We start from the raw sequence: 13,052 nt of genomic DNA on the forward strand, positions 1-13,052 counted from the left end.
TCCATCTGTTGCCATTGGGTTGATCAAGGCTGCGTTTTTTCCGTGCTGCTGCTTAGCAAGAAGAGGCTCAGGGCAATGACGCATACGCTGACCTGAATACCGCCCAGCGTCGTCACGGCGGGGAATGTCAGCGCTGATCCCAGCCATGTTGCAAGCGCAGTTGCCCCCGATGGCCGGAAAGGCCGGAAGGATAATGTTGGAGCAAAGCACACTGATGGCCGACAAACTTGCCAGTAACGCAACGACTTTTCCCGTCAGCCGATGCACCGGTGAGCCGTCCGTACGTGCACGCTCATCACTTGCTTTCCCAACGACGAAACAGGGCGCTGGCATTGACGCCCCCAAATCCAAACCCATTCGAGAGTGCGTAGGTGATCGGCGTCCTGCGCGCAGTCAACGCCACCAGATCCAGCCCTTCGGCAGCCGTGTCGGGGTTGTGAAGGTTCAGCGTGGGCGGTACCACCTGGTCACGCAGGGCCAGCACCGTGAAGACCGCCTCGATACCGCCTGCTGCGCCCAGCAGGTGCCCGGTGGCAGACTTCGTCGAGCTGATGGCGACGCTGGAGCGACCGCCGAACACGGCTTGAATGGCCGCCAGTTCGCCTTTGTCACCAACCTGGGTCGAGGTGGCGTGCGCATTGATGTGCTGCACCTCATGGGCGCCCACACCGGCTTGAGCCAACGCCTGCTCCATGGCCCTGCGAGCGCCGCTGCCGTCTGCCGGGCCGGCCGTCAGGTGGTAGGCATCTGCGCTGGTGCCGTAACCCACGAGTTCTGCCAGCGGCGTTGCGCCGCGTGCCAGGGCGTGTTCCAGCGATTCGATGACCAGCAGCCCAGCGCCTTCGGCCATGACAAAACCATCGCGGTCGCGATCAAACGGGCGTGAGGCCTCTTGAGGGCGATCGGCAAACCCGGTGCAAAGCGCACGGGCGGCCGCAAAACAACCCAGGGTTACGCGGTCGATGGCGGCTTCGGTACCCCCGCAAATCGCGATGTCGGCCTCACCACTTCGGATCAGCCGCGCGGCGTCGCCAATGGCTTGAACGCCAGCGGCGCATGCCGTCACCGGGGCACCTAGCGGCCCCTTGAAGCCATGCCGAATGGACACGTGCCCTGCGGCCATGTTCGCCAGGAAGGCGGGGGCGGTGAACGGTGACAATCGGCGAGGTCCCCGTGCATCGGTAACACGGACCGCGTCAGCGATGACCCCAAAGCCACCAACGCCCGAGGCAATGAGGGTCGCGGTGCGCTGCTGCTGCGCGTCATCGGTGGGGTGCCAGCCCGCCTGCGCAAGCGCTTCGTCGGCGGCGACAAGGGCAAACTCGATGAAGCGATCCATCTTCTTGCGCTCTTTTACCGGGATGACGCGATCCGGGTCGTAACCGGCAATGGGGTCTTCTTCCAGCGTGGGCACGCGACCTGCCACTGAAACGCCTGTGCCGTCGCTGACGCTATCTGCCAGGGCGCGAATGCCCGACTGGCCGTCCAGCAACCTGCGCCATACGGCTTCGACGCCGCATCCGAGGGGGCCGACAATGCCGCAACCGGTCACCACGATTCGTTTCTGCGCGTATTGATTCATCATCAGATCCTCTTCAATGCTGCGTCACCGGGCGCATGGGCGCCGGGTGGGTAAGGGTGCGATTCGCTCGGTGAACGAATCCTGAACCAGATGGAATACATGGCTGGCAGGAAGACCAGCGTCATGAGGGTGCCGCCCAGCGTGCCGCCGATCAGGGTGTAGGCCAGGGTGCCCCAGAACACCGAGTGCGTCAGCGGGATGAACGCCAGGATCGCCGCCAGCGCCGTGAGCAGCACGGGGCGTGCCCGCTGCACAGTGGCTTCTACCACCGCGTGGTAAGGCGCAAGCCCTTCTTTTTCGTTGTGGTCGATTTGCCCGATCAGGATCAAGGTGTTGCGCATCAGGATGCCGGACAGCGCAATCAGCCCCACCAGGGCATTGATGCCAAAGGGCTGGTTGAACAGCAGCAAGGTTGGCGCCACCCCGATCAGCCCCAGTGGCGCCGTGAGGAACACCATCACCATCGCAGACATCGACCTGACCTGAAGGATGATGATCAACAAGGTGATTGCAATCATGATCGGAAACAGCGGCAACAACGCCAACGTCGCTTTTGCAGACTCTTCTATCGCCCCGGCTTGCTCGATGCGGTACCCGGCCGGCAGGCTGTCGATGATGGGCTGCAATTCGGACAGGATCTGCGCTGACACATCGGGTGGTTGCAGCGCTTGCGCAATGTCGCCGCGCACGGTGATCGTGGGCGTGCGGTCGCGGCGCCGAAGCACGGGATCTTCCATGCGCACGCCGACCTCGCCGACCTGTGAGAGCGGAATACGCTGCCCCGCGGCCCCTACCAGGGTGAAACCTTCGATTTTCGCAGGGTCGAGTCGAATATCCCCTGCTGCGCGGCCCATCACCTGCACCGAGCGGATGTCTTCCCGAACCGAGGTGATCGGCACGCCTGAAAGCAAGAACTGCAATTGCTGCGCAACGGCGCTGGACGTGAGGCCGACCGCGTGCAGGCGGTCCTGATTCAGTGAGAAGTGCAGCGTCGGTACCCGCGAGCCCCAGTCGGTGTTGACCGTGCGCATCATCGGGCTGGCCTGCATCACGGCTTGGACCTGGCCTGCGATCTTGCGCAAGGTGTCAGGGTCTGGCCCCATCACGCGGTATGCCACAGGAAAGGGAGAATAGGGGCCGAATACAAGCTGTGTGACCCGAACACGCGCTTGCGGTGCGAGCCCTTGCGCCACCGCTTCACGCAGGCTCAGCATGAGCGCCTCGCGCGCTTGCTGGTTATCTGTCAGCACCACGATTTTTGCAAAGGACGGGTCTGGCAGCTCGGGGGCCATTGCCAGGTAAAAGCGCGGTGAGCCTTGCCCTATGTAAGCGGTCACGATCCTGGCGGCATCCTGGTGTTGCAGCCAGGCTTCAACCTTCGCGGTGGTGGCACTGGTCTGCTCAATGGAGGTGCCATAGGGCAGTTGCACTTCGATCAGTACTTCCGGGCGATCGGAGGTTGGGAAGAACTGTTTCTTGACCAGCCCCATCCCCACAATGGCCATGCCGAATGCGACGATCACCGCGCCGGCCACAAGCCATTTGTGCGCGATGACCCGGGCCAGCAGGCGCCGGAAACGGTTGTAATGCCGGGTGTCATAGATCGCGGCATGCCCGCCTGCGACCGGCGTGATCTCGGGCAACATCTTCACGCCCAGATACGGCGTAAAGACCACCGCCACCAGCCAGGAGGCGATCAGCGCGATACCTACGATCCAGAACATGTTGCTGGTGTACTCGCCGGCCGTCGACTGCGCAAAACCATTGGGCATGAAGCCCACCGCCGTGACCAGCGTACCGGCAAGCATGGGCGCTGCCGTGTGGCTCCAGGCGTAGGCAGAGGCCTTGAGGCGGTCATAGCCCTCTTCCATTTTCACGACCATCATTTCGATAGCGATGATGGCGTCATCCACCAGCAGGCCCAGCGCCAGGATCAGCGAACCCAGCGTAATGCGGTCAAAGTTCTTGCCAGAGGCCTCCATCACCACGAACACGATGGCCAGCGTGAGCGGCACCGCCGCCGCGACAACCACACCCACCCGCCAGCCCATGCTGAGAAAGCAGACCAGCATCACCACCAGCAGTGCGACGAAGAACTTGATCATGAACTCGTCAACCGCCGAGCTGATGTTCACAGACTGGTCGGTGACCTTCGAAAGCGTCATGCCCAGTGGCATGCCTTGATTGATCTGGAGGGTTTCGGCGTCCAGCGCCTTCCCGAGGTCGAGGCCGTTCCAGCCCTCGCGCATCACAATGCCCAGCAACAAGGCAGGCTCGCCCTGGTTGCGCACCAGGAACGTCGCAGGGTCTTCGTAGCCACGCTCGACCGTGGCGATATCCGACAGCTTCAGTGTTCTGGCCTGCACGACAATCGGCGTATCGCGAACTTTCTCCAGCGTGTCGAAGGCACCCTCGAGGCGCACAAATACCTGCGGCCCGCTGGTTTCGATCGAACCGGCAGGCGTCAGCACGTTCTGGTTGTTGAGTGCCGCGAAGATGTCCTGGGGCGCGATACCCAGTGTGGCCAGCCGGTCGTGGGAGAACGACACGAATATCCGCTCGGCCTGTTCGCCGATGATGTTGATCTTCTTCACACCCGGTACATGCAGCAGGCGCTGGCGCAGTGATTCGGCATCGCGTACCAATGCACGCTGCGGTTCCCCCTTGGCCTTCAATGCAAACAGCGCAAAGGTAACGTCCGAGAACTCATCGTTGACCATCGGCCCGATGACACCGGCTGGTAGCGATTTGGCGGCATCACTCAGCTTCTTGCGTGCCTGGTAGAACTCTTCCTGGACTTGCGACGGTGGAGTCTTGTCCAGCAGCGACACCATGGTGAAGGCCATGCCTGCACGGGTGTACGTCTCGCTTCGGTCATACCATTTCAATTCCTGCATGCGCTTTTCCAGCGGCTCGGCGACCTGGTCCTGCATCTCCTGCGCGGTAGCACCCGGCCACACCGAAATAACGGTCATCTGCTTGACGGTGAAGGGAGGGTCTTCTGCCCGGCCCAGCTTGAAAAATGAAAGCGTGCCTGCCACGCCGATCAACACGATGAGGAACAGCGTGATGGCGCGTTCGCGAACAGCCAGTGCAGAAAGGTTGAAACGGCCCGTGCTCATGGTTGTACCCCGGTAACACGGCTGCCCTGCTGCGGCACCAGTACCTCTTCACCGTCGTGAAGGAGATGCGCCCCCAGTGCCACGATTTGCTCACCGGGCTTGAGGCCGCCATTGACCCTGGCGTAGTCGTCACCCAGGCCGAGCAGTTGAACCGCGCGCCAGGACACTTTGGCGGGTTCGCCAGTGATGACCCAGACGCCAGGCCCCTGGCCCTGGTCATGCAGGGCGGTGAGGGGAACGGCGAGCGCATGCGGTGTGGGCGTGCCCTGCGTGATACTCAGCGTGACCGTGGCACCGAGAGGGGCGTTGGCGCCTGCGTTGTCGAGCACATACCTGGCCTCGAACGTGCGCGTCAGCGGGTCGGCAGCGTCTGAGAGCAGTCGCAGCCTTGCGGACATCACGCGGGTATCGCCCGCGTACAACCGGGCCTGAGCCTGGGTGCCCAGGGCCGGCCGCACTGTTTCGGGTAAGTGGACGATGGCCTCACGCTGCCCGGCCTTTGCCAGCCGGACGACCGGCTGCCCTGCGCTGACCACTTGCCCGGGTTCGGCCAGGGTCTCGACCACCACCCCGTCGGCGTCGGCCAGCAACACGGCGTATCCCGTGGCATTGCGTGCAACCGTGGCCTGGGCCTGCGCAGCATTGAGCTCAGCCCTTGCGGTGTCAGCCAGAGACTTGATCCGGTCGTAGGCCGACACCGACAGGGCGCCTGCGGCCACCAGGTCGCGATTGCGCAGTTCTTCGTCTGCGGTTTGCCGGGCACGTGCCGTTGCTGCCGCAACGGCTTGCTGTTGGGCTTGGGCCTGGAGGCCGAGGTCCACAGGGTCCAGGCGCATCAACGGCTGACCACGCTTCACGGTTTGGCCGGTATCGACCAGGCGTTCCAGCACCTTGCCGGGCACGCGAAACCCCAGATCACTCTGCACGCGAGCGACCACAACACCGGTAAACGATCGGGAGGTGTCAGCTGCGCTCGCCACCGCGGCCGCCCTCACCAAGGGCGGTTGAGTACGCGGATCACGCACGCTCGACGACTCGCCGCACGCAGTCAGAACGATGGGCAGCAGGCAAACAGCGAGGGTAGTGGGTCTGGGCCAGCGCATGGGATCCCTTACTTGAATGAAGTGAGTAGGGATCCGATTCTCCGCATGGTGACCAGTTTAGTCAATAGTCACAGTCATCAGGGAGCGAGGCTGCGCAGTATCAGGGCAGAGAGATGCACGGGTGCGGTCGACACAATGTCCAGGTTGTACTGCAGTTGCACAGAACTGATGTAAGGGCGCATGACCAGATGGATCGCTTGAACAGCTTCATCCAGCGGCGTCTTGCGTTCGAACTCGCCCGATTGCCGCCCCTCAACCACGATCTGCTGGATCAACCCGCGCAGGCGCTCGTCATGCGCGACCGCAGAGGGCCACTGGTCCCGGCCTGCCACCGCCGCGATGTCATAGAGCTTGCGGTCGTGGAAAAACAGGTCGCTGCCTGCATCCACCAGTGATCGGAACAGGCGCCGCAGCTTCTCCGAGGCTGTGGGCGCCTCCTTGATCGCGGCCTCCACGATGGCCATGATCATTGCCAGCCGGTTGGTACAGATCACCTCGCCGATGGCCTGTTTCGAGTCGAAGAACTTGTAGATGTAGGCCTTGGAAAAACCGATGGCCTTGGCCAGGTCAGACACCGTGGTTTTCTCATAGCCGTAATGGCCGAAATGCTGAGTGGCCGCTTCCACGACCTGATCACGAACGCTGTGGTCGGAGGGGCCGCGAGGGGGTGTCGTCTTCATTTGATTGGTCATATTTCCAGCTTAGCGTTGCGAGCCATGATTGACAACATGTGACCAATTCGTAATATGGTCACGAAATCGATCACCTCAAGGAATTTCAATGCGCCGGCTCTCTACGTACGCACTGGTGTTGAGTACCAGCCTGTTGGCGAGCTGCGCCGTAGGTCCGGATTACCAACGCCCGGACGCCCCGACAAGGGACCGTTACCTGACGCCATTGGCCATCGAGCCGAGTGCTGCCGCACCGCGGGACAGTAATGCCGCCTGGTGGGAAGGTTTCAATGATCCCTTACTCAGCGACGTAGTCTCAAGGGCACTCGCGAACAATCTCGACCTGGCGCAAGCCCGCGCGCAGGTAATCCAGGCGCGTGCCGGGCTCAGTGCGGCGACGGCAGCACTGCTGCCATCGGGCAACGTCAGCGCCCAGGCGGCCCGCGCCTACCAGTCGGTCGAAACGCCGCTTGGGCAGGTGCTGGACGCCACGCCTGGCTATGATCGCTACGGCAGCTCGTACGAAGCCAACCTGGAGGCAAGCTGGGAGTTGGACGTGTTTGCAGGGCTGCGTCGTGGCAGGCAGGCAGCCGTGGCGGAGTACCAGGCTTCAGCGGCAGGTGTTGCTGCCACACGGCTTGCTGTCGCCGCTCAGACAGCCGACACCTACATCATCATCCGTGGCTTGCAAGCCAGGTTGGACATTACCCGGCAGCAGGTAGAAACCCAGCAGGGTCTGCTGGAGAAAGTACAGCGCCTGCATGACCGGGGGGTAGCCCCCGCGTACCAGCTCCGTCAGACCGAGGCAGAGCTGGCGCTGGCTCAGGCATCGCTACCACCCCTGCAGGCGGGCCTTGATGCGGCCATGAATGCACTGGACGTGATGCTTGGTGTGCCGCCCGGCACTAACCGGGTGTTGTTGGCCGACGCCAGTGGCATTCCGCATGCTCCCCAACTGATAGCAACGGGAACACCGGCTGACCTGCTGCGTCGGCGCCCCGACCTTATTGTGGCGGAGCGTCGTCTTGCGGCATCCAGCGCCCGTATAGGCGTGGCGGTCAGCGAGTACTACCCGAAGTTCTCGCTCAGTGCATTGCTCGGCAGTGCGACAGCGGTTTCAGGCGGCAACCTGTTCACCAGTGGCGCCAGCCAGTCGGCAGGTGTACTGGGGCTACGCTGGCGACTCTTCGATTTCGGCCGCGTGCGCGCGCACATTGAACACGCCAAAGGAGCAGAGGCCCAAGCCCTTGCTGCTTATAGCCTGTCGGTTTTGCGTGCTACCGAAGATGTTGAAAATGCCCTCTGCTCACTGATCAATCGTGCAACTCAGACGACAACACTCAGAAGAGGTGAAACCGCTCTTGCGGCCGCTCGGGAATCTTCATTCGCAGGCTACCAACAAGGGGCGGTTAGCTTGATCGAGGTACTGCGCGCCGATGAAAAAATGCTGCAGACATCTGACGCAAGAGCGCAGGCCGAAACGGAGTCCGCTCGCGCAGCGGTCGCCACCTTCAAAGCGCTGGGTGGCGGCTGGCAACCTCAACACTATAACGTCATGAAATCCATCGAACGCTGAGCGTGTCGGGCTTAGCCGCAACCTGCAACCGCTCTTCCACGCGCCGAAACCCTCGACGCCCCACCCACCCATTGATTAAGCTCCCCGCTTTAACGTTTCAGTTTGTTTCAAAAAGGGATGTACATGTCTATCCAGGAAGCGCCCCCGCTCGCCTACTCCAAAGCCACCGTCGGCAAGATGGAAGCCGCCATGGCCCTGGGGAGTTTTGCTATCGGCACGGGCGAATTCGCCATCATGGGGCTGATGCCTGATATCGCCAGCAACCTGCAGTTGAGCGAGCCCCAGGTGGGCCATGCTATCAGTGCCTATGCCCTGGGCGTGATGGTCGGTGCCCCGGCGCTGGCGATTCTCGGTGCCAAGCTGCTGCGCAAGCACATGCTGCTTCTGCTGATGGCGCTCTACGCCATTGGCAATCTGGCCACGGCCTTCGCCCCTTCCTTCAGCGGCCTGGTGGCGTTCCGTTTCATCAGCGGCCTGCCCCACGGCGCCTACTTCGGCATCGCTGCGGTGGTGGCCTCAAGCATGGTAGCCACCGATCAGCGCGCAGGCGCCGTAGCAAGGGTGATGATGGGCCTTACCCTGGCCATGCTGCTGGGTAACCCCGTGGCAACCTTCCTGGGGCAGTTTTTCGGGTGGCGCGCTGCGTTTGTGCTGGTGGGGGCGATTGCCCTGTGCACCATCGGGCTGGTGTGGCGCTACGTGCCGCAGCGGCACGATGAGGTGCGCAGCGATCCTCGCAAGGAGCTGCAAGCTTTTCGCCTGCCACAGGTATGGATGGCACTGTCCATTGCCTCTATCGGTTTTGCCGGGATGTTCTGCGTGTTCAGCTATCTGGCGCCGACCATGCTGCACGTGACGAAGGTGTCGCCGCAGTGGATCCCCTTCGGGCTGGCGGCGTTCGGGGTCGGTGGCATCATCGGCAACATCGTTGGCGGCAAGCTGTTCGACCGGATGCAGTTCCGCGCAGTGGGGCTGGTACTGGTGTGGTCGATCGCCGTGCTGACGTTCTTCCCTTTCGCTGCCAGCTCGCCGTGGGGCGTGCTGCTGGGCTGTGCCCTGGTCGGCACGATGATCGCGCTGGCCGCGCCGCTGCAGATTCGCTTGATGGATATCGCGCATGAGGCACCAAGCCTGGCTGCGGCCTCGAACCATGCGGCGTTCAACCTGGCCAATGCGCTTGGGCCGTGGTTTGGCGGCATGGCGATTACTGCCGGGATGGGGTGGACAAGCACGGGTTACATCGGCGCCGCTACTGCGTTTGCGGGGCTGGGGATCTACCTGGTGGCGCGGCGGATGAAGGGCGGGCACTGAGTGCCGAAGGCACAGGGCTGCGTTTGGCAAGAGGCGCTCCCCCCCTTGGTAACCTGGGGGCCGCGCCAAAAAAGCAAAAAGTCCAGCACGCTGGCTGGACGTTCTATCCCGCTACTGTGGCCTAGGATAAGCGGGGGCCGCGCGCGACGATGGCTACTTTGAAAATTTCCCCATTGACGTAGGAAATGCTGCCATCCAACGGCCCAGAGGGATCAGCTAACCGAACGAGGTCGGCCAGAGTAGTCTGCATTTCACGAATATCATAGCTGTACTCCAGCCCTTCACTTTCGCAATGCGCGTTGTAGCGGGCACAAATGATCTCTGTGTCGAGCGCAATGCCCAGCCTCGCGCAGCCGTCCTTGGCGGCCTCTATGACGCGCAATAGTTCCGTAGTATCAATACCCATCACAGCCTCTCATCATCCTGAAAAATCGAGTCAGCAGCTTAGCAACACCAAGCCTGCCAATCACGTCCCCAGGCTCACGTTGGTGACCCAGAACGTGGATGACCTTCACGAGCGTGCGGGCAGCCGAAACGTGAACCACCTGCATGGCAGCCTCCACTCGCCCAGATGCATCGACTGCGGCGCCTTGCATGGGGCGCCGGCCTGGCGGCGGAGGAGGATTGCAACCTGTTCTTTGCGATCGGCACGTCGGGCATTATGTATCCAGCGGCACAAACGCCACCTCTCGGTGCTGAAACGGATTGATGGCTCAAGCCTATCTGCCGATAATCGCGACCCCACCGACGTACGCAAGGATTCGCTGTGAAAAAGCTCTACCTCGCCCTCCCGTTCTGCGCATTACTGCTGCAAGGTTGCGGTGTCACGATGGCCCGCTATGAGCCCAGCTACCAGAATGTTCAGCAACTCAAGCAACACGCGCCCCTGCAGCCGGTGCGCGAAGCGCAGGTGAACGCCGATGCCGGCCAAGGCTCGCTGATGGTACGACTGAACCCGATCTCCTCCCCGGCTGGCAGCGTACCGCTGCACATCCAGGCCGCGATCAATGACGAGCTGCGCCATGCTGGCCTGCTTGACCCACGCGCTGATAGAGAGTTGCAGATCCAGCTGGTCAAGAGCCAGCTGAACACGGGCGTGGCCAACGGTCACGGCGAACTGGCAGCACGCTTTACCCTGCGCCAGGGCGACAAGGTGCTGTACGAGAGCACTAAAGATGTGGAGCGAAATTGGGGCAGCAGCTTCTTTGGCCCTATCGCCATTCCTGCGGCCGCGAACAACTACAACCCTATGCTGCAGGACTTGCTCAAGAGTTTATACAGCGACCCGCAGTTCGTTCAGGCATTGAAGTGATGTGAATAGAGAAAGAGCCGCGAACGCGGCTCTTTTTGCATCGATGTCAGGCGCGTGGAACCCTGACACTCACTGCGGAGTATTTCATGCGATTGTTGTCGACCCAGTTCTTCAGCAGTGCATTGACCTGACGGCTGAAGGTATCGGTGACCGCTGCTTTGGGGGTATTGCCTGCCAATGGCAGGAACCAGATGCCCATCCAGGTATTGATCGCATCATGATTGCTGGCTTTGCCCAGCGACTGCCCCTGGTCGTCCAGGGTTTCCAGGCTCATGGTGTACTGGTCGGTGGCCAGCGCGGGAATGATGGTGAACGTGAAGCCACTGATGAAGGCCAGTACCATCTGCCCACCACCGGGCGGGTGGTTGTAGACCTTCAGGCGAAGGCTGTAATCGCCTGGTTGCTTCTCGAACTCGTCGAAGCTCACGCGGCCAAACAGGCCCGATTCATCGAAGGCACGCTTGAGCTCGGGCTTGAGCATATCGCGCGCTTGCGGGACTTCGTTGGCCTTGGCGTTGTCAGGGGCGCCCTGGAAGAAGTCGAAGTCCACGTAGACGTTCGGCTTGTTGGAGTAGCTGGCCATCGACGGCAGGTCTACGGGCGCGACTTCATCCTTGGTGAAGCTTGCGCATCCACCGAGGCCAAGGGCCAAGGCGAGGCCCAGGGCTTTTGCAAATTGCATATCGACTTCCTTGCTTGATTGCTACGTGGTGCGTGTTTAGAGGCGGGGGGATTTTAAAGGGATCTGGGGGGAAAGCGAAAGGTGGGGAGGGTTGTTCGTCTGGCGTGGGGATTTTACGTTCAACGTGGGGTATCACTTCGCCTAACCAGTGCCGGTAAGCTGTTGTGCGCACTCTCGTCTAAATGGGGGGCCTGGTATCATTGGACCACTACAAAGGCGACATTACCGAGCGAGTTTATCGCCGCGGTGGAGCACTGACGAAACCCACCAAATAAGGACGTATCGGAAGCGCTTCCGAAATAAACCATTCCCAAGCGTGTTCCCAATGGTCGATTTTCCATGCCCCAAAAACGCAAAAAGCCCTGACTAATCAGGGCTTTGAAGATGGCGGAAGCGTAGAGATTCGAACCCTTAACTAAGGTACCCCCTAAATTCCGGGGAACCACTTACGCAGCAAGGATACTACTGTAGTGGTCAACTAATCCCGGACACTGCGTTAAGTTTTTCCTCGGCCACAGCGGGCGCCAGCCCGCTGTTAAATTGATGTGGCCGTTGCCAGTTGTAGCGCTGCATCAAAAACCGGCCGATATCCTGCTGTGCTAACGAAGCGCTCATGTAGCCCACGGTCGGTATCCATTCCGTTTTCAGGCTGCGAAACAACCGTTCCATCGGTGCATTGTCGTGGCAGTTTCCCCGTCGACTCATGCTCTGTTTGAAGCGATAGCGCCACAGTCGCTGACGGAAGCCTCGGCTGCCGTACTGGCTTCCTTGGTCGCTGTGAAACAGAACGTTCTGAGGCCGACCACGCTGCTCATAGGCCATATCCAAAGCCTTGATAACCAGGTCAGCGTCAGGCTTCGATGAAAACGCCCAGCCCACCACGCGACGGGCGAACAGATCGATCACAGCCGCCAAATAGTGCCAGCGACCTTGAGCCCAGACATACGTGATGTCACCGCACCAGACCTCATTCGGCGCCGACACGGTGAACTCTCGATCCAACACGTTCGGGATATCCGGCCGCTCCACCGTCGCCTTTTTATAGGCATGTGAGCCAGGTTGCTTGCTGATCAATTTCATTTCGTTCATAAGCTTGCGCACCTTGAATCGCCCAATCTCTATGCCGTCCGCGCGCATCATGAGCATGATGCTTCGGCTGCCCGCCGCGCTGCGGCTTTGAGTGAACAGCTCGTTCACTCGGCTGCGTAAAACTAATCGCTCAACGTCCGGAGATCGGCGCTTGCGGCAGTGCGCGTAATAGCAAGATCGGGTGACTTCAAATACCGAGCACAACAGATCAACAGGCTCTTCAGAACGAAGTTGATCAATTAACGCGAACGCTCGTGTTCCTCGGCCATCAAGAGCGCGGTGGCCTTTTTTAAAATCGATTTTTCCCGTTCCAGACGATTGATTCGAGCTTCCAACTCTTGGATTTTTTGCTGTTCGGGCGTCAGCGCTTTACTGGTCGGAGTTACACCATTTCGCTCTTCCTGAAGCTGGTTAACCCATCGACGCAGGGCCGACTCCACCAGCCCAAGTGAACGGGCGGCATCGATATGGCTGTAGCCCTGGTCGAGCACCAGGCTGGCAGCTTCGCGCTTGAATTCTGGGGTAAAGGTACGACGTTGCTTGGTCATCAGACACCTCTCTATGGCGAGCATTTTCGCCTAAATGGGTGTCCGGAATCACCCCC

The 13,052-nt window shown here is 61.0% G+C and carries 10 protein-coding genes and 1 pseudogene; 4 read left to right on the forward strand and 7 right to left on the reverse strand.

Annotated features, from left to right (window positions below; all coding sequences use genetic code 11):
- Positions 1-295: 295 nt before the first annotated feature.
- The 4 genes from fabF to KUO17_RS24685 all read right to left on the reverse strand — a co-directional run bounded on the left by fabF (position 296) and on the right by KUO17_RS24685 (position 6,499).
- Positions 296-1,585: a beta-ketoacyl-ACP synthase II gene (fabF, locus tag KUO17_RS24670; RefSeq protein ID WP_425274895.1), complete on the reverse strand. Its 1,290-nt coding sequence runs from the start codon at positions 1,583-1,585 to the stop codon at positions 296-298.
- Entirely contained in the window at positions 1,585-4,704 is a 3,120-nt protein-coding gene (locus tag KUO17_RS24675; protein ID WP_255263782.1) for an efflux RND transporter permease subunit, read from the reverse strand. Before KUO17_RS24675 ends, fabF begins: the two co-directional genes overlap by 1 nt.
- Positions 4,701-5,807, reverse strand: coding sequence for an efflux RND transporter periplasmic adaptor subunit (locus KUO17_RS24680; protein ID WP_217978176.1), 1,107 nt, complete (start codon positions 5,805-5,807; stop codon positions 4,701-4,703). Before KUO17_RS24680 ends, KUO17_RS24675 begins: the two co-directional genes overlap by 4 nt.
- 77 nt (positions 5,808-5,884) lie before the next feature.
- Positions 5,885-6,499, reverse strand: coding sequence for a TetR/AcrR family transcriptional regulator (locus tag KUO17_RS24685; protein ID WP_217978177.1), 615 nt, complete (start codon positions 6,497-6,499; stop codon positions 5,885-5,887).
- A gap of 88 nt (positions 6,500-6,587) precedes the next feature.
- Here KUO17_RS24685 and KUO17_RS24690 point away from each other — a divergent pair, with 88 nt between their 5' ends.
- Positions 6,588-8,054, forward strand: a complete 1,467-nt coding sequence (locus tag KUO17_RS24690) for an efflux transporter outer membrane subunit (RefSeq protein WP_217978178.1) — start codon at positions 6,588-6,590, stop codon at positions 8,052-8,054.
- 123 nt (positions 8,055-8,177) lie between these two features.
- Positions 8,178-9,365: an MFS transporter gene (locus KUO17_RS24695; protein WP_217978179.1), complete on the forward strand. Its 1,188-nt coding sequence runs from the start codon at positions 8,178-8,180 to the stop codon at positions 9,363-9,365.
- 121 nt (positions 9,366-9,486) lie between these two features.
- Here KUO17_RS24695 and KUO17_RS24700 read toward each other — a convergent pair whose 3' ends face one another.
- On the reverse strand, positions 9,487-9,771 hold the full coding sequence (locus tag KUO17_RS24700; protein WP_217978186.1) for a hypothetical protein: 285 nt from the start codon (positions 9,769-9,771) through the stop codon (positions 9,487-9,489).
- A 55-nt stretch (positions 9,772-9,826) separates the two neighbouring features.
- On the opposite strand from KUO17_RS24700, the pseudogene KUO17_RS27390 reads away from it, so the two are divergent.
- Positions 9,827-10,050 (forward strand): annotated as a pseudogene (locus KUO17_RS27390) (Sir2 family NAD-dependent protein deacetylase); the annotation flags it as partial.
- 81 nt (positions 10,051-10,131) lie between these two features.
- On the forward strand, positions 10,132-10,677 hold the full coding sequence (locus KUO17_RS24710; protein WP_217978181.1) for a hypothetical protein: 546 nt from the start codon (positions 10,132-10,134) through the stop codon (positions 10,675-10,677).
- Between the two features lie 46 nt (positions 10,678-10,723).
- On the opposite strand, the gene KUO17_RS24715 is transcribed toward KUO17_RS24710, so the two are convergent.
- Entirely contained in the window at positions 10,724-11,359 is a 636-nt protein-coding gene (locus KUO17_RS24715) for a hypothetical protein (RefSeq protein ID WP_217978182.1), read from the reverse strand.
- Between the two features lie 474 nt (positions 11,360-11,833).
- Positions 11,834-12,996, reverse strand: a protein-coding gene (locus tag KUO17_RS24720; RefSeq protein ID WP_217978183.1) for an IS3 family transposase whose coding sequence is annotated in 2 segments (ribosomal slippage) — positions 11,834-12,741 and positions 12,741-12,996 — 1,164 coding nt in all. Because the reading frame shifts where the segments join, the coding sequence is not laid out codon by codon here.
- Between the last annotated feature and the right edge of the window lie 56 nt (positions 12,997-13,052).

The sequence above is a fragment of the Pseudomonas aegrilactucae genome, from assembly GCF_019168305.1.
Classification (GTDB): domain Bacteria; phylum Pseudomonadota; class Gammaproteobacteria; order Pseudomonadales; family Pseudomonadaceae; genus Aquipseudomonas; species Aquipseudomonas aegrilactucae.

Bases quoted from the DNA above. Each gene is read 5' to 3' on its own strand.
- fabF (WP_425274895.1), bottom strand. From the start codon at position 1,585: ATGATGAATCAATACGCGCAGAAACGAATCGTGGTGACCGGTTGCGGC.
- KUO17_RS24675 (WP_255263782.1), bottom strand. From the start codon at position 4,704: ATGAGCACGGGCCGTTTCAACCTTTCTGCACTGGCTGTTCGCGAACGC.
- KUO17_RS24680 (WP_217978176.1), bottom strand. From the start codon at position 5,807: ATGCGCTGGCCCAGACCCACTACCCTCGCTGTTTGCCTGCTGCCCATC.
- KUO17_RS24685 (WP_217978177.1), bottom strand. From the start codon at position 6,499: ATGACCAATCAAATGAAGACGACACCCCCTCGCGGCCCCTCCGACCAC.
- KUO17_RS24690 (WP_217978178.1), top strand. From the start codon at position 6,588: ATGCGCCGGCTCTCTACGTACGCACTGGTGTTGAGTACCAGCCTGTTG.
- KUO17_RS24695 (WP_217978179.1), top strand. From the start codon at position 8,178: ATGTCTATCCAGGAAGCGCCCCCGCTCGCCTACTCCAAAGCCACCGTC.
- KUO17_RS24700 (WP_217978186.1), bottom strand. From the start codon at position 9,771: ATGGGTATTGATACTACGGAACTATTGCGCGTCATAGAGGCCGCCAAG.
- KUO17_RS24715 (WP_217978182.1), bottom strand. From the start codon at position 11,359: ATGCAATTTGCAAAAGCCCTGGGCCTCGCCTTGGCCCTTGGCCTCGGT.